We start from the raw sequence: 24629 nt of genomic DNA, 5'->3' as shown, positions 1-24629 counted from the left end.
CTGATCCTCGCGCAAGTCGCGCGCGTTTTCTCCAAACTCGTTGAAACGGCGCTGAAATCCGAAGATCAATCGTATCTCCATACAGGAGAGGCTATGACGCGAAAAGGCAAGAACCGGCATGTCTGCAGAGCCGCGGCCGAGCAGCCTGCCACGTTAGGCGCGCTCTCTCTGAGCTGCTGAGCTCGGAGAGCCTCGCTGTCTGTGGATTTCTGGCGTCAATCGCAAGAAGCTTTGGGTTTGGAATTGCGCAACAGCGATAGCTCGACAGCCGGAGCTAGATAGTAAAAGAGCAAGTAGGTCAGAACACTTCCGAGCTCGTTGAAAAGACCCGGACATCACAGAGCAATCGGCCAAAGTGGAGCAGTCCATGAGCTCCGTTGAAGCAAACCAGCAATAATTGCTAAGACATTTCCCGCCGCTACTGAAGAAGCGAGTTGACGCAAGTTCGGCGTCCGGCTGGTATTGGCTGGCGTTCACGCGCTCATCCCTTCCATCATCTGCCGGTGAACTTGACGACTGCGATATAGGACCATCTCCTTCCAATCGGTTCTGTCGGGATAATAGTGCTCCTTCACGCGCTTGCGGATATCGCGCCCGAATTTGTGGTCGATCTCGGTTTGACGATACGCGTAAAGCCAATGGTCTGCGCGCAAGACCGGTCTTGCCACCTCCGGAGGGTAGGTTCCGAACTCCAAGCAGACGTAAACGTGGCGATCACCCAAGAGCCGCTGCCAGTAATCATCCTGCGTGCCATTAAGGATGAGAGCCGATGAGGTACCCAGATCTGGCGACGTGACGGAATGGCCAAATATGTCACGTGCTCGCTGATATCCGGACATGCCCGAGGCCTGCTCGCACTGCAATTCGCCATAGCCGTACGGTCCTAGGCCCGTGTGATAGTCAACGATCAAGACTAGCCGACGCGATGCGATACTATAGTCCGATACGATCCGCTCGAGTGTTTCGCGAGCTACGGTAGGACCGAAGCCGCCAAAGAACATTCCTGTCGCGTGTCGATACTGGCCAGTGGTCCGTGCCTTCCGATAGGCAATTTCACCGTATGTTGCCCGGTACTTTTCAATTGCTGCCTCGGCGGCCGCGAAAACAGGCCCTTCCAAAGCACTTGGCACCAGACTATCCGCAAGTGCGTCATATCCCTCGTTTTGAGGAAGGGGAGCCGTGAAATCGATGAAGTTTCTATTGAGATCGCAACCTTCTTGCGTGACGCGCCGATCCCATGCGAACCCGTATGGATTGATGGCATGGATCAGCAACATCGCTTCATCGGATTTCAGCTTTTCGTACCCCCGCTCAGCCAACCAGTCGAGCTGTGCTGCAGATCCACAATATCCTTCGGCGCCGTGTGTCGCTGATATCAGAATTCCGACTTTCGAAGCGCCTCGATCTCCGAACCATGCAACATCCGTTGAGAGTTCTTCTCCACGAGGTCCGCGGGCCGGCGATGGATAGGCGGCTGCTTCGCCTATCACGGCGTCACGAACATAGTCCCGAAATTTCTGGCGAGCTTCAAAGTAGTTCGATGAGAAGTGCTTATTTGCTGCGTGGACAATGGCATCATTCATCGGCATTCCACTCATGGTTAGAAGGGGCTGCTCGCCATCGGCCCACTGCGAATTCGTAGCCGTCAGTTGCGTCAGTTAGGCCCGCTCCGGATCCCCTTGCCGGATCAGAACCAAAGCTCTACCGGATTCAGTTCGAAGCTTTTCGGCGTTAAGGTCCCGAATCTGGTGAATGAAAGCGCAATTCAGGGGAATCTTCCTCTAACGAAGACAAGCAATCAGAGGTCCTGGTTCTGCCGAAAGGTCTCTGCTGGAAATGTCGCCAGCTGAGCTCCAGCGCGATGCAGTCATCGAGGTCTGAAATCCGAACAAATCGCAGCGTAATTTGCAGAAATCCGTCACTTTGAACCGCTTTTTGCAATATGGCCGCCCCTGTGGATGCAATATAGTTGCTGCGCGAAAGCCCGGACGGCGCGTTGCCGCGGCAGTGCAGCCTGCTGGTGCGGAGATCATTTGAAGGCGAGGGCCGCTAACTATCGTGCAGGCCTTCGCGTCCGGCGCCATCAAAGGCTTACTGTGGTCGCACGAAGCATTTGATGCAATTGCTGGAACGATTGCAATGAACGAGCTCGTTGCATGCCTCTCGAGGCTGGTTGCCGGACCAAGAAGGGAGAACGGTATGACTGGGGCACTCTATTTCAAGAGCGATGACATGGTGTTTGCGCCAATTCAAGGCGACGCCAGTGGCTCCTCGAAGAGTTGCCAATTGGTTGGTCCCGAAATCAGCAAAACGATCGATGCCGGCGTGGCCATATACGATGGCTGCTCGATCGAGCGAAGGGTGAAGTACGACGAGACAGCCATCGTCCTTGGTGGGACATTTCGGATTCTAGCCGGCGAAAACTATAGCCGCGTCATTGAAGCGAAGTTCGGGGATGTAATTTGGCTCACTAAAGGGACCCGCTTGAAGTACCAAGGGGACAAGGCGAAGGTATTCTATGCTCGTCATCCAGTTGATTGCGGAACAGGCAGCGCGGTTATCGAAGGGGAGAAGCCGATGACCGACGTGTACCACTTCAGAAGCACGGACATGATCTATTCACAGATGCAAATCTATTCGGGAGGCTATGCATCCACGTGTAGCCTCGTTACTCCGGAGATTAGCAAGTCGCTCGGCGCTACGATTGCGACCTTTAACGGTAGCTCAGTCGACTGGACGACAGAATATGATCAGATCTCGGTCGCGCTGGGTGGAGTTATGCGGATTCGCACGGGCGAAAGCTATAGTCGTGCAATGGACGCAAGGTTGGGCGACGTGGTTTGGCTGCCGAAAGGGACCCCGCTGAAGTACGAAGGCGAAAGAGGAATTATGTTCTTCGTCCCGTACCCAGTTGATTGGCGTCTGCGGAGCCAGCCGGTGAGGCCGAAGCCGTGGCCTGCATCGGTGCGATGAACCCATCCGTGGCTGTGGGAGCCAGCAGGAATGATGCCCGGGAGCTCCATGGCCGCCAACGTTTACGGCTTGAACCTCTTCGGGCAGGGTCCAAATTGCGGCGAGCTCTGTAAGGCTTATTGCTGTCCCTTCGTATGTTAATGGCCCATGCGCGGCAAAGTACAATTGAGCTATGAGCATGTCGCAGACATTAAGAATCGACACCGGAACAGATGACCTGCTTGCAGTAATCCGTGATCGCGTGGCTGTTATTACGCTTAATCGGCCACAGGCGCGCAACGCAATTTCCAAAGGAATGAAGGCGGCTTGGGTCGAGTTGATCAAGCGCTTTGCTGATGACCCAAACGTCGGCGCCATCCTTATCACCGCCGCAGGGACTGCATTCTGTGCCGGGGGCGATGTAAAAGGCATGGGCCAAAGTACGGCAACAGCCGAAGCAACATTCGAGCAGCGCGTGACTGATTTGAGGGCTGACCAGCGAAGGCTGATCGGTGACCTGTTCGCGGTGAGAAAGCCAACGGTCGCGGCGCTCCCTGGGTCAGCTGCCGGCGCAGGCCTTGCGCTTGCTCTCGCCTGCGACCTCCGCATTGCTGCACAGTCGGCCATCCTAACCACCTCATATGCGAGAGTCGCGTTGGCGGGAGATTGCGGTATAGCCTGGCTGCTGACGCGACTGGTCGGAGCCTCCCGCGCGCGAGAACTGATGCTCCTATCCGAACGCATCGATGCGCGGCGAGCGGAAGCGATGGGCCTGCTCAATCGCGTGGTGGCCGACTCGGATTTGGCCGAATTGTCCTTTGCTCTTGCAGCTTCACTCGCCCAGGGACCCACTTTCGCGTTTAGCTGCATGAAGGACAATCTGGATCATGCTGTCGGGTCAGGCCTTCTGGAGTCGATGGACTACGAGGCCGAGAACCTGATCAAGACGGAATTGACATTTGATCACAGAGAAGGCGTGCGGGCGTTTGCGCAAAAGCAGAAGCCCGTGTTTCAGGGGCGTTGAGTTGGTTGCAGTGCGTTAACGCGACTTACCTTCGTAGGCAAGCATCGATCAATGAGCCGCGGGCCCTCCTGACGCCAGGCATGAAAAGATGTTGATGGAACTCAGGCGCATTATGAAGCGCTTGAGAAATCTTGTCCCAAGCTAGAGCTGGGGTCCAGATCAGTTGAATGCAGTGACGCTGCTGCGGCGGAGCTCTCGAAGCGCGCGGCGTTGAAGAGTGCAGTGCGCGGGCCTTACGCGCAGTCGGCTGCATCGACGCTAACGCGAGGATATTTGATCAGCAACTCACCATGAACATAGTATGAATGCCCAACACGAGCCGCACGAATCAGGACTTCGAGTCAGTTGCACGCATTAAAAAAATGCTGGGAGGGCGGCCGATAGAACGTCCGGACCCAACTGATTGCAATATCAGTCTGCGGCTCTGACACACGGAAGCGGAATCGAATCAGCTTTTCGAGACCCGGCCATTAGGGCGACAAGCGGCAGTAATCTACTTAGGCGACGTTTACCTCCGCGAACTGCACCCATGGCTGAGCGTGTGGTGTCCATGGTATTTTCGCAAGATTGGATAGTGCCGGAGACCACGACAATTCCGCTCGTGAGCGCGGAGAACACTCGCACTAGGGGCGTTTTACGCGGTTTTTCGGCTTCGGGCCGGCAGATTTGAGAGTTTTGGCATCAGGGGCATAGGTATATTCGCCGACATAGGATCGGCGCGCCGCGTTCGCGCAACTAGGAAGCAACGATGGATCTGAATTTTACCGCTGACGAACTTGCCTTTCGCGACGAGGTCCGGGCATTCTGCCGCTCCGCAATCCCCGCAGACATCCGCGAGAAGCTGATTGCGGGCAGGCATCCTAGCAAGGACGATAAGGTGCGCTGGACGCGCATTCTGGCGCAAAAGGGATGGGCCGTACCGCACTGGCCGGTCGAGTACGGCGGCAAGGGATGGACACCAGTCCAGCAGTACATCTTCGGCGAGGAAGTGAGTCAGACCCCGGCGCCGGAGCCGGCTGGGAGCGGCATCAACTTGGTCGGCCCGGTAATCTATACCTTCGGTAATGAAGCGCAAAGGAAGTATTTTCTGCCGCGTATTGTAAACGTCGACGATTGGTGGTGCGAAGGCTTCTCCGAGCCGGGAGCTGGTTCGGATCTCGCCTCGCTCAAAACGCGGGCCGTGCGCAACGGCGACCACTATATCGTCAATGGCCAGAAAATCTGGACGTCGTTAGCGCAATACTCCAACTGGATCTTCTGCCTGGTTAGGACTGATCCTGATGCCAAAAAGCAGCTGGGCATCTCCTTGCTTCTGATCGACCTGAAGTCTCCCGGTGTGACCGTGCGTCCGATCCAGTTGTTCGACGGCTATCCCGAAGTTTGTGAGGTGTTCTTCGACGACGTACGGGTTCCTCTCGAGAACCTAGTCGGCGAAGAAAATCGCGGCTGGGATTACGCCAAGTTTGTCCTCGGCAACGGGCGCGTGACGATTGCTTGTGTTGGCCTTTCGAAGGAGCGCATCCGGCGCATCAAGGAGCTTGCTTCACGCACCCGCGTCGGTGGCGAGCGGCTCATTGAAAGGGCCGATTTCCGCAAGAAGATCGCCGCGGTCGAGGTCCAGCTCAAGGCGCTTGAGATGACTCAGCTCCGCGTCGTGGCCAACCAATCGAAGCTTGATAAGGGCACGCAGGACCCCGCGAGCTCGATCCTTAAGATAAAGGGTTCGGAGATCCAGCAGGCGACGGCTGAGCTTCTGATGGACGTGATCGGCCCTTACGCGTTGCCCTATCAATCAGAGGAGGAGTTTCAGCGGGGGGAGGCAGCGATCGGTCCCGATTGGGCTGGACCGATCGCGCCCGCTTATTTCAACGGGCGTAAGGTACCAATCTATAGCGGCTCGGATGAGATCCAGAAGAACATCATCGCAAAGGTTGTCCTTGGCCTCTGACGCTTCGGCAAACCACAAGATGCTGCCTTCGCAGGGTTCTAAAGAGTTTGAGGGGGCAACGATACGCCCCGATTCAGGAGGATTTTCTAGTGGATCTTGATCTTTCCGAGGAGCAGAGGCTCCTTAAGGATGGCGTCGAGCGCTTGATGCGCGAGCATTATAGCTTCGAGGATCGCCGCAGGTACCTGACAGAGAAGGCGGGATTCAGTGAGAAGATGTGGGCGCGCTATGCTGAGCTCGGGCTTCTCGGGCTGCCGTTTCCGGAGGTTCATGGCGGACTCGGCGCCGGGGCGGTCGAGACGATGATTGTCATGGAATCTTTCGGCAAAGCGCTCATCCTCGAGCCATATTTCGCAACCGTAGTACTTGCAGGTGGTATCCTGCGGCACGGAGCGAACAAAGCGCAGAAGACGGCACTCGTCCCAGCGATTACAGAAGGCCGGATGAAACTCGCATTCGCTTACGGCGAGCCTCAGTCACGATATGACCTCTTCGATGTTGAAACTCAAGCCAAGAGGGACAGCGAGGGTTGGGTACTCAACGGGACTAAGGGTCTTGTCCTCCACGGCGAGGTAGCGGACAAGATCATAGTGTCAGCACGAACAGCGGGGAGCGCGAGGGAAAAGGACGGGATTGGCCTTTTCCTGGTCGACGCTAATGCGCCGGGTCTTATGCGGCGGGGCTATCCGACACAGGACGGTCTGCGCGCGGCCGAGATTTCGCTTCAGAATGTGCGAGTTCCGGCAGCTGATGTTATCGGCGACCCGGAGGGCGCTTTCCCGGTGATTTCGCGAGTTGCAGACGAAGCGGTTGCGGCCTTGTGCGCCGAGGCGGTCGGCTGCTTCGCTGAAATGCATGGCATCACTGTCAATTACTTGAAGACACGTAAACAATTCGGCACGACAATCGGCTCTTTCCAGGTGCTTCAGCACCGCGCGGTCGACATGTTCGTCGAATTGGAACAATCGCGTTCCATGGCGATGTACGCCACCATGATGGCAGGAGAAACTGATGTGACCGAGCGTGAGCGGGCGATCTCGGCAGCAAAAGCGCAGATCGGGCAGTCATCGAAAGCGCTCGGACGCCAAGCTATTCAGCTCCACGGTGGCATCGGTATGACGATGGAATACAGCATCGGCCACTACTTCAAGCATGTGACGATGATCGACACGTCGTTCGGCGATACCGACCACCACCTTCAGCGGCTCGCCTCCCTCGGAGGCCTCTTCGGCGAGCAAGCAATTCAGGGATAGGGCCGGTACCTCGTCCAAGCCAGGCGCCAGGCGCCAGCGTTACGCAATACGAGAACCGACGGGTTGAACATGCAAGTTGATCGTGTGCTGCGACAGGACCGCCTTCAGCAGGGAACGGCAGGAAGGATCAGCCAGCTCTTTCGGCCGGAGTCCGTCGCTATTGTAGGAGCTTCCCACAAGGGAGGCTTCGCAACAGAAATCCTCAACAATATCAAGAAATGGGGTTTCTCAGGCGAGGTCGTTGCAGTGAACCCGCGTTACACGCAGATCGCGGGCGTGCCATGCTATCCGAGCTTGACGGCCATACCTCATCCGGTTGGCCTCGCTATGGTCGCCATTCCAAGCAAAGCCATTCCCGAAGTTCTTGAAGATTGCGAAGCCGCTGGTGTGCGAGCGATTCAAATCATCTCGAGCGGATTTGCCGAGCAGGCTGGGGAGGGGGCAAGTAAGCAACGCTGGCTTATGGAGTGGGCCGCGCGAACCGGCATCCCAGTGGTAGGTCCAAACTGCTTCGGTTTGATGAACGCGGCCAATCAGCTGATGGCGGTCCCACTAGACTTTCATACCATGAGGGCAGGAGGAATTAGTTCCATCCTGCAAAGCGGTACCCTCGTCTATAGCCTGATCGTGCCATTGCTGGCTCGCGGAATCGGCATCGGCCGCGTGGTCACAGTGGGCAATGAGGCATGTCTCGATGTCGCAAATTTCATTGATTATTTTGTCGATGAGGAGGACACGCGCGTCATCACCTCCTACTGCGAGCAGATCAGGCGGCCGGTTGAATTCATCAAGGCCTGCGAACGCGCGGCTGACAAGGGCAAGCCCATTGTGATGATCAAGGTTGGCCGCTCTGAAAAGGCCCGCCAGGCAGCCTTGGCTCACACCGGCTCTCTCGTAGGCTCGGACGTGGCGATCGACGCGGTCCTGAAAAGACTGGGTGTCATCCGGGTCGATACCGTTGATGATCTGATCGAGACCGCGGTTGCGCTGTCTTCGACGAAGCGGCCGCGTGGCCGCCGCGTAGCGTTTGCCTCTTTCTCAGGTACCGCCGCCGGCATTCTGTCGGACGTCGCCGATTCCTACGGCATAGAATTTCCGCCGCTGCCCGCGCCGGCGAAAGCTCGGTTGGAGGCGGTCTTTCCCGAGTTCGGCAATGTCGGCAATCCGCTCGATCTCACCGCGCAGGGCGGCTATGATACGCATATCATCGATGAATCACTAAGCATACTTGCCACCTGTGGCGCCTATGACATGGTGATCTGGGGCCGCGGCTTTCCTTCATGCCTGGATATGCGCTCGGCTCTCGGACAAGCTTTGACGCGGGCTGCTGCGTCGGCACCAGAGGTTGTATTCCCGATATTGAGCCTTGCCGGCGGTCACTTCTACACATCGTTGGATCCAAAGGATCCGATGATCGAGCCGAAGGCGGAGTTCGAGGGCATGCCGTTTCTGCAGGGGCTAGCTCAGGGGCTGAAGGCACTGTCTGCTCTCATGGGTTATGCTGAGTTCCAACGGGGCCGCAAACCAGGCGATCGTCTATCGGATCAGCGGGGCCGACGCAGCCCTCTGTATTCCGAGGCAGTGCGCATCATACGCGAGCCCAAGGACGATATTTTGACGGAGCGTGAGGGCAAGCGTCTGCTCGCGCTCTACGGAATTCCGGTCACGCGCGAAGCGCTGGCTACGAGGGCGGATGAGGCAGTGCGCATTGCACAGACTCTTGATCTTCCGGTGGCGATGAAAGTCGAGTCGACCGAAATTGTGCACAAGACGGACGTTGGCGGCGTCATCTTGGATATTCCGTCGGCGGAGAAAGCAGCGGAGGCGTTCGAGCAAATCATGGCTTCGGTCCGGTCGCACCGTCCCGAAGCGAAGATCGGCGGAGTGGTCGTGCAAGAAATGGCCAGGACGGGCCCCGAAATCATGCTGGGCGCGACTTTCGATCCTCAATTTGGGTCCGTCATCGCCTTTGGATTAGGAGGAATCTGGGTTGAGGCACTCAACGATGTGCAGGTGCTGCTGCCGCCCTTCGATGCGGCCGACGTGCAATCTGCAATCGGGCGGCTACGCGGCGCGAGCGTTCTACGTGGTGCGCGGGGCGGCGCAAAGACAGACTTGGAGGGATTGGCCGACTGCATCGTGAAGTTCGGCACGCTCTGCACCGATCTTGCCGACGAGATCGGGGAAATCGACATCAATCCCATCATCCTTTCTCCCAGTGGCGTTGGGTTAACTGCCGTTGACTGCCTCATCACCAAAAAGAAGCTGAAAGGAGGTTGACGGACGAGCCGGCGATCGGTCGCGGCGCTTACTTCGACCAGCGAGACGTTCGGCAAAGACAGATATCACCGCCTAAGGAGGACAGAGGCGGCATGGAGTTGAGCTTTTCAGCTACGAGAGATCTAGGCCACGCAAGGATCGTTGCTTTGTATCTTCTCCGCAAGAACGTGAGCAGTCGAGCCGCTATAAATTCGGCCAAGCCTTGGCGCGAGGAAAGATCACAATGGCAATCAAATATGAGTAGCTGATGGCCATGACGAAACTCGGCCAAAAATACAGTTACAGCGTTACAGCGATCGCGATGTGATCCTTTACGCTCTTGCCATCGGCATGAGAGCTGATCCCCTGGACGAGAAGAAGCTCGCTTTCGTGAACGAGGCCACAGCGACGGCGCGGCCACTGAAGGTCGTACCGACGTTTGCCTCAGTCGCAGCCGGTTTCGCTGAACCCGGTGAGTTCAATCTGAGCTCCATCGCGTTGCACGGCGAGCGAGATATCACATTTCACAGCACACTTCCACCCGCTGCGTATATCACGGCCGATTCTTCCGTGATTGCCGTCTACGGCAAAGGCAAGCACAAAGGGGCAGTCATCCGCTTCCAAACAGTGCTGAAGGGCAGTCATGGCGAACCGCTGGCAACCCTGGTGACTTCGTACTTTGCGCGTGGGGATGGCGGTTTTGGTGGCCCGTCCGATGGTCGATCTGTTCGCCGGGCTTCGGGATGCCGAAAACGCATCTCGTATATGAGGATGATGACTGGCTGACTGCGAAACGTCCCGATGGCAAGACAAACCAAGACCACATTGACGAGCGGTAGCTTGCTTGGCTGACATAAATCGAGAACTGGCGCGGCTGCACGCAAAGCTGCCACGACCGGACCGCGCGGGCGCAAGCATCGGAATGCGCTGAGCGCGAGCGCACTTGATCAAGAAACGAGCAGATTGCCATGAGCCATGTGAACGCCGAAGCATCGTCCGTGCATCACCAAGAGCAGTCTCACCAACGTAGACGGTCCCTTGAGGGGCGAGTTGCGCACTGGAGTAGCGGGTGGGCTTGGAAAGGTCATCGTGAACGATCTTCGGGACCGCGGCGCTGAGGTGCACGGCGCGGATATCGCCGGAGAGCGCGTTGACCTCTCAACCGCGGAAGGCAATCGGCAGATGGTGTCCCATGTCGTTGAGACGGCTGGACGCCTCGACATCCTCATATTGAATGCAGGATGTCAGTTCGTTGCCCCCTCCACGAGTTTCCAGACGCGGATTGGAATCGGCTTCGGTCGGTGATGCAGGACGGCCCCTTCTTCGCAGTCAAAGCTGCATGGCAGGCTAAGGAAAAATGCAGAACTCCGACAGTCAGATCAGGTAATGGGTCGAGCAGACGCCGTTCATAGACACTCACGAGCATCTGATCGAGGAAAGCCAGCGCCTCTCTGGTGTGCTTGATGGGTGGCCGTCTTGCGACGACTGGACCTATGCGGTCAGGGAGTACGTGCGCGCGATTTGGCGGTTGCGGGAATGCCGAAAGCCGAGCTGCAAGGCTTCCTCGGACCGGATCTTTCGAGCGATGCAAAATACCGGCTGGTTGCAACTTACTGGGACCGGATCCGCCACACCGGCTATGCCCAGGCGGAGCGCTGTACGCTTCGCGGCCTCTATGGTGAGGACGACCTGACTGCCAAGAGTGTGCCACGCATCGCCGAAAAGTACCGCGAGACCGTTCAGCCCGGCTTTTACGCTGCCATTCTGCGTCGTGCGAACATCGAGAACTGCCAAGTCAATTCTCTGCAGCGCATCTTCATGAAAACCGAGCAGCCAGCGCTACTTGCGCAGGATCTCAGCATCCTCGAATTTTCCCGGTGCAGCGCTGCGGACATCGCCCGCGTGCATACCGAAACAGGCAAGCAACCGACAACGCTGGATGATTGGCTCGATATCATCGTGCTACGTACGGTCCGAGAGCCGTGGCGGTTAAATGTCAGATTGCCTATTCGCGTTCGCTTGATTTTGCGCCGGTCGCCAAGGCACACGCGGCGCGGCTGTTTCTGCACCACACCGGCAAGATGCCGCCACGATCTAGGTTCCGAGGACCTCAAGTCGCTGCAGGATTTTCTGTTTCGTTACTGCGTCAGTAAGGCTGGTGAGTACGATCTGCCAGTCAAGTTGCACACAGGCTTTCTCGGTGGTACCGGCTCGATGCACCTCGCCCGCACTCGCGACAACGCCTCCGATCTCTGCCGTCTCCTGCAGGATTTCCCCGAGACACGGTTCGTCCTGATGCACATTGGCTACCCCTACGAGCAGGAATTTATCGCGCTGGCCAAACACTACCCGAACGCGTGGATCGACATGTGCTGGGCATGGATTCTCAACCCGGCGGAGAGCGTCCGTTTTCTAAAGGAATTTCTGCTGGCAGCCGCGGCCAACAAGATCTTCACGTTCGGTGGCGATTATGTCGCGGTCGAGCCAGTCTATGGGCATGCCTGCATTGCTCGCCGCCGTATTGCGCAGACACTGTAGGAGTTAGCTGCCGAAGGCTGGATCGCCCTCGAAGCGGCAATGCACTCCGCTTCTTTCCAACGGGGCAACGAGCGCCTGCTGCGCATCCATAAGTTGCGGACATGGACGCGGGACAAGATAATGATTGCGGCAGCTAACGGATCGATTCCGCTTGCCGCTCAAGCTGGTGTGTTTGCGAGGGTGTAGAATGCCGCAAGTAGATCCTAATTTTGGCTGCCTACCGCAAGAGCGATCCCGGGCCGCCGATCGTGAAGGCTCACCGCCGGCGCTTCGCAAGCCATTGCTTAAGGTGGCGCGTTCTCGCATCACGCCCAAGAAGCGCAGATTTGCTGCATTCAACCCCGATATTTGCAGCGATTGGGCAAAAGCATTCGTTACAGTGGCATGAACACGCTAGGACTCGATAAGGTCAAGGCCATGCAGCTTATGGGTACTCGACAGTGAAGGCTGCGCGCACCTCTATCACGGTGCGCTGGGTAATCCTGTCAAGACCAGCGCGGATGGCGTGGCCAACGAAATGCTGCATTGGGTACACTTCGATGATGGGCCTTGGCATGCCGCTCTGACCGTCCAATTTCAGCGGAGGCTGTTAGTGACATCACTCTGGCGGGCGCTTTCCAGACGACTTTGAGAACATTGAGAGGGCACCTAACATGATTCCACGCGAACTTTCCCGGCTGCTGGCCGCATTCAGTACTGCGTTGAGGCCAAGATGTGGAGTGGCCATCGCCGCATTGATCGCACTCATCGCGGTGTCTGGTGCGGGAAAGGTTATGGCAGCGCCGCCGGACGTCGAGATGTGGCGACTGGACTGCGGAGAATTCAAAAGCTACGACCTTGAACGCCTGTCTGATGTCTTTGCCTATCCGGGCAAGAAGAAAGCCTTGCCGAACAGCTGTTACCTGATTCGGCACGAAAAGCAGTTCATGCTGTGGGATGCCGGATTTTCGGCATCGGCGATCAGCAGCATGGGTAAGTCAAGGGGATTAGAAATGAACCAGGCGATATCCTCTCAATTGCAGACAATAAATGTCAAGCTGGAGCAAATTTCGATTGTTGGATTGAGCCACTGGCATTTTGATCACACTGGCCAGGCCGCTAACTTCCCGAATGCGCGACTATTGATGGGTAAAGCAGATTATGAGTACTTGGCGGGCAAGCAGTCTAATTATGAAGACATCGCTCCATGGCTAGGTTCGAGCACCAATGTAGAAAAGCTCGTTGGAGATAAAGACATATTTGGCGACGGCAGTGTCATTATGCTGGCAACGCCTGGCCACACGGCGGGACACTATGTATTGCTGGTTCGCCTACCGACGTTTGGGGCAGTGGTATTGAGTGGGGACCTATGGCATTCCTCCGAACAACTCAATCATAACGGAATGCCGCGAGGTCAGGACCGAGCCGACACACTCGCGTCCATGGACCGTATACAGAAGGTAGTCAGCAACCTGAAGGCTACGCTTGTGATTCAACATGAGGCCGCGGACATTGGAAAGCTGCCTGTCTTTCCAGCGTCGGCGCATTAGCACGCCGACCGAAATTTGACCCCCTTGTGAGGGTTGTGCCGATTCAAATCTGACCCGGGTGTTCAACCTACCCTGCTGCTTTTTTGTGCAGCGGGGGATTCAAGGAGTGATCACCATGGTCATGATTAGCAAGGTTCGGCGAATGGGCTTTCGCCAGAACAGGTCGGTACGCGAGATCGCGCGGTCAACGCGCAACACGGTGCGCAAGTACCTGCGAGGGCAGCATCTCGAGCCCCCCTGAGGTACGAGCGAGCGCCGATGCGCACGAAGCTCGCGCCGTTTGAGGAGACGATCAAGCAGGCATTGAAGGCCGACGCGCGCCGTCGCCGGCTGGAGCGGCGCACCGCGGGGGCGCTGTACGAGGAGTTGCGCCGCGCCGGCTACGACGGCGGCTACACGCGGCATCCGCGCCTAGCGCGCTGTCGAGGGCGGCGGCGTGGCGACCAAGGCGTTCGTGCCGCTGGCCTTCGAGCTGGGCGAGGTGTTCCAGTTCGACTGGAGCGAAGAAGGCATCGTGATCGCCGGGGTGTACCGCGGGCTGCAGGTGGCGCACATAAAGCTGTGCGCATCGCGCGCGTTATAGCTGGTGGCCTACCCCATGCAAGGCCACGAGATGCTGTTCGATGCGCACACGAGATCCTTCGCGGCGCTGGGCGGCGTGGCGCGCCGCGGCATCTACGACAACATGAAGACCGCCGCGGACCGCGTTAAGAAGGGCCGCGGTCGCGTGGTTCAACGCGCGCTTTGCGGTGATGTGCGCGCACTACCTGTTCGATGCCGACTTCTGCAACGTCGCCTCCGGCTGGGAGGAAGGCATCGTGGAGAAGAAAGTGCAGGACAGCCGCCGGCGCGTGTGGATCGAGCCTGCGGCGCTGGGCGAGCCTGGATGAACTCAACGCCTGGCTGGCGGCAGCGCTGCAAAGCCCTTTGGGAAAAGGTGCGCCATCCTGAGCACGAGGCCTTCAGCATCGCCGAGATGCTCGAGCACGAGCGAGGCAACTGATGCCCATGTCGGCAGCGTTCGACGGCTACGTCGAGAAGCCCGCGCGCGTCTCGAGCACCTGCCTGGTGTCCCAAGAACCGCTACTCGGTGCCGTGCGAACTGGCGGGCCAGGTGGTCAGCACGCGGCTGGATCCCGCGCGCGTGAAGATCGTCGCCGGCAACGTGATCGTCGCGGACCACGAGCGCCCGAGCGGCGAGAGCGGCTCGCGCTACGACTGGCAGCACTACATCCCGCTGCTCGAGCGCAAGCCCGGCGCGCTGCGCAACGGCGCGCCGTTCACCGATCTGCCCGACGCGTTGCAGCGGCTGTGCCGCGACGGCGGCGAACGCGCGATGAGCGCGGTGCGGTCTATGGTGCCCGAGGCCGGACTGGAGGCGGTCATGGTCGCGGTGGATCTGGCGCTGGCGGCCGTACCGGCCGGGCGCATCAGCGTCGAGCAGGTTCTGAACGTGCTGGCGCGGCTGAACGCCGCACCGGCGCCTGAGAAGGTCGCCACGGCGCTGGTCGTGAACACGCCGCTGCTGGCCGACACCGCGCCACGACCGGCTGCGCACCGCCAGTGCAGGCAAGGGGCAGGAGGTCGGCCATGCATGATCTGATGCTGGAGCTCACAGCGCTTCGCCCTGCACGGCTTGGCCGCGGCCTGGGGCGACCTGCTCGAGCAGGGCGCGCCGGCGCGGACACCTCGCGATGGCTCGTCGAGCAGTCGCTCGACGCCGAAGGCGCCGATCGCGCGGTGCGCTCGGTCAATCACCAGATGCGTCGCCCGTGGATCGCAAGCTCGTGCTGCAGCTGGCCGAGTGCGCCTTCAACGCGCACAACGTCGTGCTGGTGGGCGGTCCGGGCATGGGCAAGACGCATCTGGCCACCGCCGTCGGGGTGTCGGGCGTCAGGCAGCACCGCAAGCGCGTGCGCTTCTACTCTTGTACTCAGTGGTGGACAGTACGCATCCGGCGTAGACCGCAGGCCCGGTTGGATTATTCTGACGGCCAGCGCTTAATCAACTCCGGATTATCTTTTTAAACTTGGATGAGCTCGATGAGGCGTTCGATGCCGAAGTCGGTGAACGCCTGGACACCGTCTTCGCCAACGCCATAGACCCATATGCCTCCGTCCTCGATCTCCATTTCATTGGCGACGCCTTGCAGCCAGTCTTCGTCTTCGCCGAGGTTCCTCGCAACCTTGGTGATGGTGGTGAGGTGATGGCCTCCAAGCCCAAGCCACCAAGGCTGTGGCCTGAAAACAGCGCTTACGGCTCAACCGCTGGCGAACGGGATACCTGGTTGATGATCTAAACGCGGTGGTCGTTGACGGCCTCGAAGGGTCAGCGTCTTGCCTGGGAGGGGGCACTATGGCGCCGACTGCGCAGCGATTCTAAAGGGCGGACCAAATACAGCGAACGCGCAAAAGTTGATCGCTTTCCTAAACCGCGCACAGATTGCCGCCGGCTGGACGCAGGCCACCAACTATCCCGGGCCGAGCACACACCAACTTAAATACCTGCCGGCCGACTTAGGTTCGCAGCTCAGTGTAAATCCGGAGAATACTTCGAAGGTGTGGCCACTGAGCTTTGGCGGCCATGACCTTGCTTCCGCCTTGATGAGCGAGTCGCCTGCGTCCCCCGGAGCACCAGGAGCTTTCTGCACTATCTCGTTCCGCCAATTGCGCCGGCTCGCGTGATCGCTCCACGTTGAAATCCCACAATTCTCGTCTTACTTTGCAGAATTTCTCCTCCGACGAGTTTCGTCGATCTTGGGCGCCGACGCGCCTTACATTTTTGCCTAAGGCTAATCTACCGCAGCACGCGCCATAGGGAGACTGTTATCGCTTGGCCGAGTTACAGAAAAGCAGAGAGACGATGATGAGCAAGAAGAAGCAAATTGTTATCGGAGCGATGATTCTCGCCAATGGAACTCATTCGGCGTCATGGCTAATGGAAGAGGCTCAGCCACGTGCGTCGACCAGCATCGATTACTATCGCGCCATCGCGCAATTGGCGGAGCGCGGCAAGTTCGATTTCCTCATGATTGCTGATACCCCGGCCGCAGCCACCGAGAATCTGCAGGCTTGGAGCAGGTCGCCGTTGTACACGAACGTGCTGGAGCCGATTACGCTGTTGTCCGCAGTTGCCGGCGCAACCACCCATATCGGCCTCGGTGCAACGGCTTCGACCAGCTTCTTCGAGCCCTACAACCTCGCCCGCCGGTTTGCGTCGCTGGATCATATCTCGCATGGGCGGGCCGCGTGGAACGTCGTGACGTCGGCCAACGACTATGCGGATCGCAATTTCGGACTGAATCGTCTGCCGCCGCATGGCGAGCGGTACGCGAAAGCCCGCGAATTCGTGCAGGTGGTCGAAGCGCTCTGGGACACCTGGGAGGACGGCGCATTCATGTACGATCGGAGCGCCTGCCTGAGTTTCTTGCCGGAAAAGCTCCATAAACTTGATCACAAGGTCAAATATTTCACCGTGCAGGGCGCCCTCAACATCGAGAGGACGCCGCAAGGCAGGCCGGTCATCATCCAGGCAGGTGCCTCGGATACGGGCCGCGATTTCGCGACCGAGGTCGCCGAGGTGGTCTTCGTACCGAGCGGCACGCTCGGAAAGGCGAGAGAGTTCTACCAGGACCTCAAGCAGCGAATGGGCAAGTTCGGCCGTCACCCCGACGACCTGAAGATCGCATCAGCCATCTCGGTGATGATTGGCGAGAGCGAGCAGGAGGCGCGCGAGAAGCTCGAGAGCTAGCAAGATCTCATTCATCCGGATGTCGGCGTGTTTCGGCTGGGGCAGGACCTCGGCACCGATCTGTCCGATCTTCCGCTGGACCAGCCGGTCCCCGAGAACCGGATTCCAAAGTCCTCGAACTTTCAGAAGGCCTTTTTTGACGAAATAGCAGAGATGATCCGCGAGAGATTGCCGTTGCAAGAAATCGCAAGGCGTTACAATCGCAGCAAGGCCGCTTTCTGCGGAACGGCAGCGCAGGTTGCGGATCATATGGAATCCTGGATTGAGGCTGGCGCATGCGACGGATTCATGATCTCGTTTCTGGCATTGCCCAGCACCTTGAGGGGTTTCGTCGAGAAAGTGGTTCCGGAATTGCAGCGTCGAGGGATATTTCGCTCCGACTATACTGGACGTACATTGCGCGATCATTTGGGATTGCACCGTCCCGAGAACCGCTACGCGTCGCGGTGAAAGGCCGATACAAACTGTTTCGCGACTACATCATCGGCCAACTAGTGCGAAACCTTCGAAAATGCCTTCTTCATCGCCGAAATTCTGCTCCAAAGCGCTGAATTTCATCAAATCATATGAAGAGCTCGTTATAAGAAGCATGGACCACCGAAGTTGAGGATTTAGGGACCGTATGCCTCAGACGTTTCGAGACGCTAAGTGTTATCGCTCGATGCTCTTCGTCCCCGGGCACAAGCTCGACTGGATGTTGAAGGCGCCCAAATATGGCTCCGACGCTCTGATCCTCGATCTGGAGGATTCGGTTGGTTTGGCGGAAAAGCCGGCGGCGCGCAACGCGGTCGCGGAAGCGATTAAGGCGCTGTGCGCAAAGCCCATTGGGCTGTTCGTGAGGCTCAACGGGTGGCGAACCGGATTCCTGGTAGATGATCTAAGCGCGCTGGTCTCTGATGGCCTCGATGGGGTGATGCTCTCCAAGACCGGGGACCCGGAGGATGTCGCGGCCCTGGACCTTGTCCTAGGGGAGTTTGAGCGATCCCGCGGCCTTCCGGTCGGCGCGATCGAGATCTGCCCCTATCCCGAAACTGCCTTGGCGATGTACCGGCTCTACGACATCTGCATGGCCTCGCAGCGCGTGAAGCGGGCGGGCGCAGCGACCGGCCCGAACCCCCGAGGGGACGGGGGGCGCTCTCTTGGCCTGCAGTTCGAAGAAGAGGATGCCGTCGAGGGGGTCGCTTTCGGGGCGTGCTCTGTTCTGCAGGCGCGGGCCGCCGGGATTGTGCACATCGAAGGCGCGATGACCGGGCGATTGGATGACCTCGATCTCGTGCGGCGGAACTGCCAAAAATCAAAGCGTATGGGCGCGTCCTTTGCTACGGCCATCCACCCCAGCCACATCCCCATCATCAATGAGATCTACTCGCCTTCGCAGGAGGAGGTGGATGAGGCGCGTGGGATTGTCTCGGCTCTTGCTGAGGGTATCGCTCGAGGCCACGCCGCGGTTCGCTACAAGTCAAAGCTTGTCGACTTTGCGAATGTTCGCGCGGCTATGGACGTGCTCAAGAAGGCCGGGGCGGCGGGAATGGACATCGGCGACGTTCCGAAGATCGAAATTCCCGCCTATTGAATACTGCAGATATTGTTGCGCACCGGACGTTCATTCGGGTGCGATCGTTGGCAGTATTCGTTACAAGTCAAATCACACCTCAGCCTGAGAGCGAAAGATGTCGGAAGCCCTCCAAGGAATAGTTGTTCTTGATCTCGCCGGGTACCTGGCGGGGCCATATGGCTCCGCCCTACTCGGAGATGTGGGGGCCGACGTCATCAAGATTGAGCCTCCTGGCGGGGATGCGGTGCGGCAATACCCGTCAAGCTTAGACGGAGACAACAGGAGCTTTCTGGGAGCGAATAGGAACAAGCGCTCCATCGTGCTTGACCTGAAAAACCCTGAGGGCTTGGCCGCTTTCTACCGATTAGTTGAGCAGGCAGATGTCGTCGTCCACAACTTCCGTCCCTCCGTGCCCAAAAGGCTTGGCATCGACTACCAGAAACTGCGGAGCCTGCGTCCCGATCTCATCTATTGTTCGCTCACGGGTTACGGCGAAAGCGAGAAGGGACCTCTACGGGACCATCCCGGCTACGACACGATGCTGCAGTGCTTCACCGGTATAGCCGCGATGCAAGGAGGCGAGACCGGACAGCCGCAGATCCTGAACGGTTCCATTGTGGATTATTTCACTTCCTCATTCGTGGCGATCCATATTTTATCAGCGCTCGTCCATCGGCTGCGGACAGGCGAGGGTCAGCATGTGAAACCCTCGCTTCTGCGGTCTGCTGTCGCATTGCAGGCCGGCCAATTCATCTGGGCCGACAGCGAGCCTCGTGACGTTGATCGTTGGTGGGGAGCGAGTTACTCGGGAATCTATGCGACCAAGAAAGGCAATCTCTACCTGCAAGCCACCACTCCGGCCTTTTGGAAGAACCTTTGTAACTCTCTCGGTTTTCCGGAGTTAGTGGAGGACCCCCGGTACGATACGCTCAAGAAGCGTGCCGCTCTGAGGGACGAGATCAAGCCGCTAATAAGGGAAGCCCTGAAGCAGCATACCGCCCTTGAATGGGAGGAGCTGATGCTTGGCAAGGTCCCTTGCATCGCAGTGCGATCGATCGGGGATATGTTCGACCATCCCCAGCTCTTGGCAGAGGGGCTCGTTGTCGAGCACGAACACCCACGTGTCGGCACGTACCGAAGCATGGGCAAAGCGGTCAAGATGGGCGTGGGAGACAAGCCGAGTACGCGCGCCCCGATGCTAGGGGAGCATACGGACGAGGTGCTGGCTCGCTTCGGATTTCAGGAAGACGAGATCGCCGCGCTGCGGGCGAAGGGGGCTGCAGCATGAAGACCCAGGTCTTCGGGGACATTCGCGTCGACTCGATCACGGAGTTCGAATTCGGGGTCGCGCCGGGCGAGCTGCTGGCCGGCGTGACGCCAGAGGATGTTGCGGAACATGAGCACTGGCTCGGGCCTCGTCTGGTAGAACCCGGAACGCGAAATCTTACCGTTCATATGCATGCGTATCTGATACGCACGCGACACCATACAATCCTGTTCGATACCTGCTGCGGCAATGACAAGGAGCGGTCCTACTACCCGGCCTGGCACAGGCTGCAGACGCCCTTCCTCCAGAACCTTGCGCGCGCAGGCATCTGTCCTGAGCAGGTCGATTTCGTCATGTGCTCGCATCTCCACGCCGACCATGTTGGCTGGAACACACGGCTGCTCAACGGCGAGTGGGTGCCCACATTCCCCAACGCCCGCTACTTGATCAGCAAAGGTGAGTTCGAATGGTGGCGGGCCGCTATCGAGACGGGGAGTGTTAAGCCGTACCGGAAGCTGGCGTTCGATGACAGCGTCTTGCCGGTCGTGGACTGCGGTTTGGCGGCGTTCGTGGAAGACGACCACGCCATCGAGAACGAAATGCCGGACGAGGTTCGCTACATGCCGCTCCATGGTCACACCAAGCACCACTGCGGCCTCTACCTCCGCTCGCGGTCCCAGGATGCGATCTTCAGCGGCGACGCCATCCACCACCCGATCCAGTTGGCGCGGCCGGATTGGATCAATCCCGCCTACGACAATGCGGCGGCGATCCAAGTCATACGCGATCTGATTGCCCGCTGCATCGACACCCCCACGAAGCTGATGACAGCACATTTTCCCGAACCCACCGCAGGCTGCGTGGTGAGCGATGCGGGCCACACCCGTTTTCGCTTTGACGCTGATGACAAGTGGTGAACGTGTTCAAGTGAAGCGCCCAAACGTGCCTGCACCCGCAGCTTTATCAGAGGCTCTCGGTCACTACGGGCCCGGTCAAGATCCCGCGCTCGGCTGTAAGTCGTCGACCGACATCAGGACACGCTGTCGGGCTCTGCATTTAAATTCCGAAGGGAGCTAAACCTGTGATCCTGAGTCAGGGGATCTCCTGCTGAATGTGGCATCACAGTCGATCTCGCCCTGATCCCCACTCACGGCGCATCTTACGCTGGCGCGACGAGCCGCCAGATGCCTCGGGCAACTATTCTTCGGGAGTGGATCGCGCTAGCGCCCGCTCGACGAAGACCGGTCGACAACCATTGCCGCCGAGCAGGGCAAGTTCTCCGAAGCTCGCTGCGGGATCGCTTACGCGACCTCTCTTCTGGATTGGTTTGCTGCGGAACTGAAGGTCCTGTAGAGCGAGATCTGGTCGATATAAAAGCGCACTGGAGGCGCCAGCTTATTAAGAGTCAGTATTGGCAATCCGAGCCTTGGCGGGAGCTTTCTATCGGTTTCAATTTGTTGCCAAGTCGACATCGTGCTTAAAGCCGTCTGGCTGATGCGGGATTTTATCGCGGCGACGCCGACAATTGGTGAAATCCGGCTCGGACGACAAGCTACGGTCCCATAGGTTCGAGTTGAGGTGCGCCTTTTAGCCGTTGACAACCAAACATTGGCTTCCAAAGGGGGAATCATGTCCGAGCAGGTGTCTCGTAAATTTCCGTTCCGTCGCGTGAGCCGACGCTCGGTCCTTCAATCGTCGACAGCGCTGTTGAGTGCGCCGTTTGTTTCAAAAGCCACTGCAGTCTTCGGGCAGGAAAAACTCGCCGGCACTGGCGAAGTAGTCGTTTACAGTTATGGCGGCTCGTTCACGGAAAAGTTGCGTAGGTATGTCTCTGACCCCTTTACGAAGTCGACGGGTATCAGGGTTGTCGATGTGACTGCTGACAATGCCGAGCCGCAGATTAAGGCGATGCTCGAAGCTGGCCGGGTCGACTGGGACATTGCCTTTGTCAACCCTTTTTGGCCTGCCTACTTGGAACTGCAGCAGGCCGGCGCGTTTATACCCATCGACTACAGCCTCTGGGATGACGAGGCGCAAAAAGGTGTGCCAGAATCTGCCCGTCTGAAGGACGCTGTCGTTGCATTCCAAAACGTCGGCGTGTTGGTTTATGATAAACGTGCTTTCCCGAAGGGCGGGCCGAAGAACTGGGCGGACTTCTGGAATATGAAGGAATTTCCGGGACCGCGGGGACTCTCTGCCAATTCTTTTATCGCCGATATGGCGTTTGCGTTGAGCGCCGATGGCGTGACGCACAAAGGTCTCTGGCGACTGACTGATGATAAGATCGATAGAGCGTTTAGAAAACTCGATGAGATCAAGCCTCACATTGTCAAGTGGTGGACGGCAGGTGGCGAGCCCATACAACTTCTCATCAACCGTGAATACGCGCTGACGAGTGCCTACGATGGCCGTGCTCTGGTGGCCATCAAGCAGGGGGCGCCCATTCGCATGGTATGGGACGGCGCTACTGTAACCGAAAACTACTGGACTGTTCTTAAGGGGGGGCCGAACAGCGCGAACGCACAGAAATTCATCGCATTCGTGAATCGGGCCGAGATAGCGGCCGCCTTTACCCAATGGACCGGTTTTTCCAGCCCAAATCTAGATCAGCTAAAGTACCTGCCAGCCGAACTGGTGCCACTGACCAGCATAAGCCCCGACAACGCGGCAAAGACAGTCCGGTACGACGTTCCCTGGTTTTTGAAGAAACGTCCGGACGGCAAGACCAACGCGGAACACATACAGGAGCGTTGGTTGACATGGCGAGCACAATAGCGGCTACCGACGGAAATCGGACCTCATGGTTAGCTTAGCACGTTTATATTTCGGTTAGGAGCGCATCGCAGACGGTCTGGCGCCTCTTGAATGGTTCACCGATTTGCCGCACTTACTTGGAACGGCGAAGCTAAAATAACCACGCCCTTCACGGTCGCTATCGCAAAAGTTCGCGGGACATTTTGAGGGCGACTTTCGATAGGAGCGGCCACTATCACGACCTTGTCCCGGCATAGGCGCGCATGGCGCAATCGGGCGCCGAGGAGCTTGTCCTGCCGGTGGATGGTTTGCGGCCAACAGCAGCGCCAGTTAGTCGGCGCGCCCCAGGCCGACAGCTTTGGGATTGTCGATCAGTTCGCGGAAGGTCAGCGCCATGTCCTGGAAAATCGAGGCGTGGCGCTGATGGAACGTGGGATGGCCTCCTCAGTGATAGTCGGTTGAGCCGGGGACGGCTGCGAAGAGCTCGTCACCGTCGTGGCTGCACGCGCTCACCGGCGGGGGGCGCGTTCGCAGGCCGCCCCAGGCGACGCTCGTAGACCTTGTTTAGGTACACGATCCCCATTGTGGTACGGAAGCCCTGTTCGGGATGCGGCCGGTGCTCGAGGATCATGGTCCGAGAACTACCCTGAACCGTGGCCACAAAGGTCAGCTTGCTGCCGGTGACCTAATTTAGCAGACGCTTTCAGGACGTCCTTGTGAAGGGGGCAGTTCAGATTGACAGACGGGCGCCCTCCCGAAGGAGCGGCGGGCAGCAAAGGATGCGCATTCATGAGTTGGACCGGCGCTCGGTCTGCGAGCACCTGATCGAACAAAAGCCTCGCTTTCCTTAGCCCCCGCAAAGACTTTCGTCCTTGGGAAGCGCCACATTGCGGAAATTCGGCTACTGGATCCCGTAGTGTCCCCGCAGAACCCGGGCGGCTATCAAAGGCCTGCGACTGGAGAGTCAGGCGTCTTACCTAATCATCTGGAGATCTATGACATGAAGAAGAGGCTAGGAATGAGAGGGAGGATCGAAGAGATCATCTACGTTCGACTCGAGGCCGGCGAAGACTTCGTTCACGCTCTTTGGGAAATCTGCAAAGAATACGATATCAAAACAGGTATCCTTCTCGATGCGACCGGCAACTTCGCCAAGGTCAGGCTGATGCGGATTTCTAGAGAGCCACGGAGGGACAATTGGGGAGTTGACTTCCTTGAGATCCCGGGGCCGCTACAGGTGAGCGCGACTGGCATCCTTGGGACGGGCTGGGTCCCGGATAATTTGCCGCCGACGCCGGAGTTTCACCGTCACTATCCCGACACAGGCTTCGGTGCTGGCGGCTTTGAAGGACACGAGACCCCCTATTTCAAGATCAATATCACTGTAACGAATGTCTCGGAGACAGTGTGTGGGCACCTCTTGCAGGGTTCACTGGTCGGCGGCGTTAATTGGGAGGGAGGCGCTGAAGTGCCGTCGCACTTCACGGTCGCTATCGCAAAGGTTTCGGGGGTCATCTTGAGGGCGACCTACGACAAGAGCGGCTTCTATCACGACCTCGTGCCGGCATAGTTCGCTGGACAAGAACACGGCGTATTCTCGGCGGTAAGGCGCCACGATCGGTGCGCTGAACCAATAAGCGACGCCGAGCTGGAGAAACTGCTGTAGGGGGTGGTGCCTGGGATGAAGCCGGGCCGCTGCAAGATGGCCGAGCCTGGCTGGTCCGTTATTGCCCGCGAGCTCAAGCGCAAGCATGTGACCTAGCAGGTGCTGTGGGAAGAATCGTTCGATTGGTTTTATGC

17 protein-coding genes and 2 pseudogenes are annotated in these 24629 nt (G+C 58.3%); 18 read left to right on the top strand and 1 reads right to left on the bottom strand.

Annotated features, from left to right (window positions below):
* Nucleotides 1-473 precede the first annotated feature (473 nt).
* Complete coding sequence (locus IVA95_RS28735; protein ID WP_247513536.1) at nt 474-1583, bottom strand: M14 family metallopeptidase; 1110 nt, start codon at nt 1581-1583, stop codon at nt 474-476.
* 616 nt (nt 1584-2199) lie between these two features.
* On the opposite strand from IVA95_RS28735, the gene IVA95_RS28730 reads away from it, so the two are divergent.
* The 18 genes and pseudogenes from IVA95_RS28730 to IVA95_RS28645 all read left to right on the top strand — a co-directional run bounded on the left by IVA95_RS28730 (nt 2200) and on the right by IVA95_RS28645 (nt 24399).
* A complete protein-coding gene (locus IVA95_RS28730) occupies nt 2200-2973 on the top strand; it encodes a hypothetical protein (RefSeq protein WP_247513535.1) in 774 nt (257 codons plus the stop codon).
* 178 nt (nt 2974-3151) lie between these two features.
* On the top strand, nt 3152-3976 hold the full coding sequence (locus IVA95_RS28725) for an enoyl-CoA hydratase-related protein (RefSeq protein ID WP_247513534.1): 825 nt from the start codon (nt 3152-3154) through the stop codon (nt 3974-3976).
* Nucleotides 3977-4724: 748 nt separating this feature from the next.
* Entirely contained in the window at nt 4725-5924 is a 1200-nt protein-coding gene (pimC, locus tag IVA95_RS28720) for a pimeloyl-CoA dehydrogenase large subunit (protein WP_247513533.1), read from the top strand.
* Between the two features lie 89 nt (nt 5925-6013).
* The gene (locus IVA95_RS28715) at nt 6014-7177 is read left to right on the top strand and encodes an acyl-CoA dehydrogenase family protein (RefSeq protein ID WP_247513532.1); all 1164 of its coding nucleotides are present in this window, start codon (nt 6014-6016) and stop codon (nt 7175-7177) included.
* A 69-nt stretch (nt 7178-7246) separates the two neighbouring features.
* Nucleotides 7247-9457, top strand: coding sequence for an acetate--CoA ligase family protein (locus tag IVA95_RS28710; RefSeq protein WP_247513681.1), 2211 nt, complete (start codon nt 7247-7249; stop codon nt 9455-9457).
* A gap of 247 nt (nt 9458-9704) precedes the next feature.
* Nucleotides 9705-10150, top strand: a pseudogene (locus IVA95_RS28705) (3-alpha,7-alpha,12-alpha-trihydroxy-5-beta-cholest-24-enoyl-CoA hydratase); the annotation flags it as partial.
* A gap of 822 nt (nt 10151-10972) precedes the next feature.
* Nucleotides 10973-11974 carry an amidohydrolase family protein gene (locus IVA95_RS28700; RefSeq protein ID WP_247513531.1) on the top strand — a complete coding sequence of 334 codons (1002 nt, stop codon included), beginning with the start codon at nt 10973-10975 and terminating at the stop codon, nt 11972-11974.
* Nucleotides 11975-12627: 653 nt separating this feature from the next.
* Complete coding sequence (locus tag IVA95_RS28695) at nt 12628-13503, top strand: N-acyl homoserine lactonase family protein (RefSeq protein WP_247513530.1); 876 nt, start codon at nt 12628-12630, stop codon at nt 13501-13503.
* Nucleotides 13504-13618: 115 nt separating this feature from the next.
* Nucleotides 13619-15101 (top strand): annotated as a pseudogene (istA, locus tag IVA95_RS28690) (IS21 family transposase).
* Nucleotides 15102-15275: 174 nt separating this feature from the next.
* On the top strand, nt 15276-15530 hold the full coding sequence (locus tag IVA95_RS28685) for an ATP-binding protein (protein ID WP_346658064.1): 255 nt from the start codon (nt 15276-15278) through the stop codon (nt 15528-15530).
* A 2-nt stretch (nt 15531-15532) separates the two neighbouring features.
* A complete protein-coding gene (locus IVA95_RS39160; protein ID WP_247513529.1) occupies nt 15533-15802 on the top strand; it encodes a hypothetical protein in 270 nt (89 codons plus the stop codon).
* A 566-nt stretch (nt 15803-16368) separates the two neighbouring features.
* On the top strand, nt 16369-17253 hold the full coding sequence (locus tag IVA95_RS28675) for an NtaA/DmoA family FMN-dependent monooxygenase (protein ID WP_247513528.1): 885 nt from the start codon (nt 16369-16371) through the stop codon (nt 17251-17253).
* Between the two features lie 153 nt (nt 17254-17406).
* A complete protein-coding gene (locus IVA95_RS28670; protein ID WP_247513527.1) occupies nt 17407-17703 on the top strand; it encodes a hypothetical protein in 297 nt (98 codons plus the stop codon).
* Between the two features lie 211 nt (nt 17704-17914).
* Complete coding sequence (locus IVA95_RS28665; RefSeq protein WP_247513526.1) at nt 17915-18826, top strand: CoA ester lyase; 912 nt, start codon at nt 17915-17917, stop codon at nt 18824-18826.
* 97 nt (nt 18827-18923) lie between these two features.
* Nucleotides 18924-20096 (top strand): CoA transferase, encoded by a 1173-nt coding sequence (locus tag IVA95_RS28660; RefSeq protein WP_247513525.1) that lies wholly within the window; start codon nt 18924-18926, stop codon nt 20094-20096.
* A complete protein-coding gene (locus IVA95_RS28655; protein WP_247513524.1) occupies nt 20093-20992 on the top strand; it encodes an MBL fold metallo-hydrolase in 900 nt (299 codons plus the stop codon). The genes IVA95_RS28660 and IVA95_RS28655 overlap by 4 nt, the downstream gene beginning before the upstream one ends.
* A gap of 712 nt (nt 20993-21704) precedes the next feature.
* The gene (locus IVA95_RS28650) at nt 21705-22850 is read left to right on the top strand and encodes an ABC transporter substrate-binding protein (protein WP_247513523.1); all 1146 of its coding nucleotides are present in this window, start codon (nt 21705-21707) and stop codon (nt 22848-22850) included.
* Nucleotides 22851-23829: 979 nt separating this feature from the next.
* Nucleotides 23830-24399, top strand: a complete 570-nt coding sequence (locus IVA95_RS28645; protein ID WP_247513522.1) for a DUF296 domain-containing protein — start codon at nt 23830-23832, stop codon at nt 24397-24399.
* The last annotated feature ends 230 nt before the right edge of the window (nt 24400-24629 follow it).

The sequence above is a fragment of the Bradyrhizobium sp. 157 genome (genome assembly GCF_023073815.1).
Lineage (GTDB): Bacteria > Pseudomonadota > Alphaproteobacteria > Rhizobiales > Xanthobacteraceae > Bradyrhizobium.
The sequence above is the reverse complement of the archived record's forward strand: the minus strand, read 5'-3'. Positions and strand labels throughout refer to the sequence as shown.

What these genes read in the sequence shown, in the direction of transcription:
- IVA95_RS28735 (WP_247513536.1), bottom strand. Translation starts at nt 1,583, where the DNA reads ATGAATGATGCCATTGTCCACGCAGCAAATAAGCACTTCTCATCGAAC.
- IVA95_RS28730 (WP_247513535.1), top strand. Translation starts at nt 2,200, where the DNA reads ATGACTGGGGCACTCTATTTCAAGAGCGATGACATGGTGTTTGCGCCA.
- IVA95_RS28725 (WP_247513534.1), top strand. Translation starts at nt 3,152, where the DNA reads ATGTCGCAGACATTAAGAATCGACACCGGAACAGATGACCTGCTTGCA.
- pimC (WP_247513533.1), top strand. Translation starts at nt 4,725, where the DNA reads ATGGATCTGAATTTTACCGCTGACGAACTTGCCTTTCGCGACGAGGTC.
- IVA95_RS28710 (WP_247513681.1), top strand. Translation starts at nt 7,247, where the DNA reads ATGCAAGTTGATCGTGTGCTGCGACAGGACCGCCTTCAGCAGGGAACG.
- IVA95_RS28700 (WP_247513531.1), top strand. Translation starts at nt 10,973, where the DNA reads ATGCCGAAAGCCGAGCTGCAAGGCTTCCTCGGACCGGATCTTTCGAGC.
- IVA95_RS28695 (WP_247513530.1), top strand. Translation starts at nt 12,628, where the DNA reads ATGATTCCACGCGAACTTTCCCGGCTGCTGGCCGCATTCAGTACTGCG.
- IVA95_RS28675 (WP_247513528.1), top strand. Translation starts at nt 16,369, where the DNA reads ATGAGCAAGAAGAAGCAAATTGTTATCGGAGCGATGATTCTCGCCAAT.
- IVA95_RS28670 (WP_247513527.1), top strand. Translation starts at nt 17,407, where the DNA reads ATGATCCGCGAGAGATTGCCGTTGCAAGAAATCGCAAGGCGTTACAAT.
- IVA95_RS28665 (WP_247513526.1), top strand. Translation starts at nt 17,915, where the DNA reads ATGCTCTTCGTCCCCGGGCACAAGCTCGACTGGATGTTGAAGGCGCCC.
- IVA95_RS28660 (WP_247513525.1), top strand. Translation starts at nt 18,924, where the DNA reads ATGTCGGAAGCCCTCCAAGGAATAGTTGTTCTTGATCTCGCCGGGTAC.
- IVA95_RS28655 (WP_247513524.1), top strand. Translation starts at nt 20,093, where the DNA reads ATGAAGACCCAGGTCTTCGGGGACATTCGCGTCGACTCGATCACGGAG.
- IVA95_RS28650 (WP_247513523.1), top strand. Translation starts at nt 21,705, where the DNA reads ATGTCCGAGCAGGTGTCTCGTAAATTTCCGTTCCGTCGCGTGAGCCGA.
- IVA95_RS28645 (WP_247513522.1), top strand. Translation starts at nt 23,830, where the DNA reads ATGAAGAAGAGGCTAGGAATGAGAGGGAGGATCGAAGAGATCATCTAC.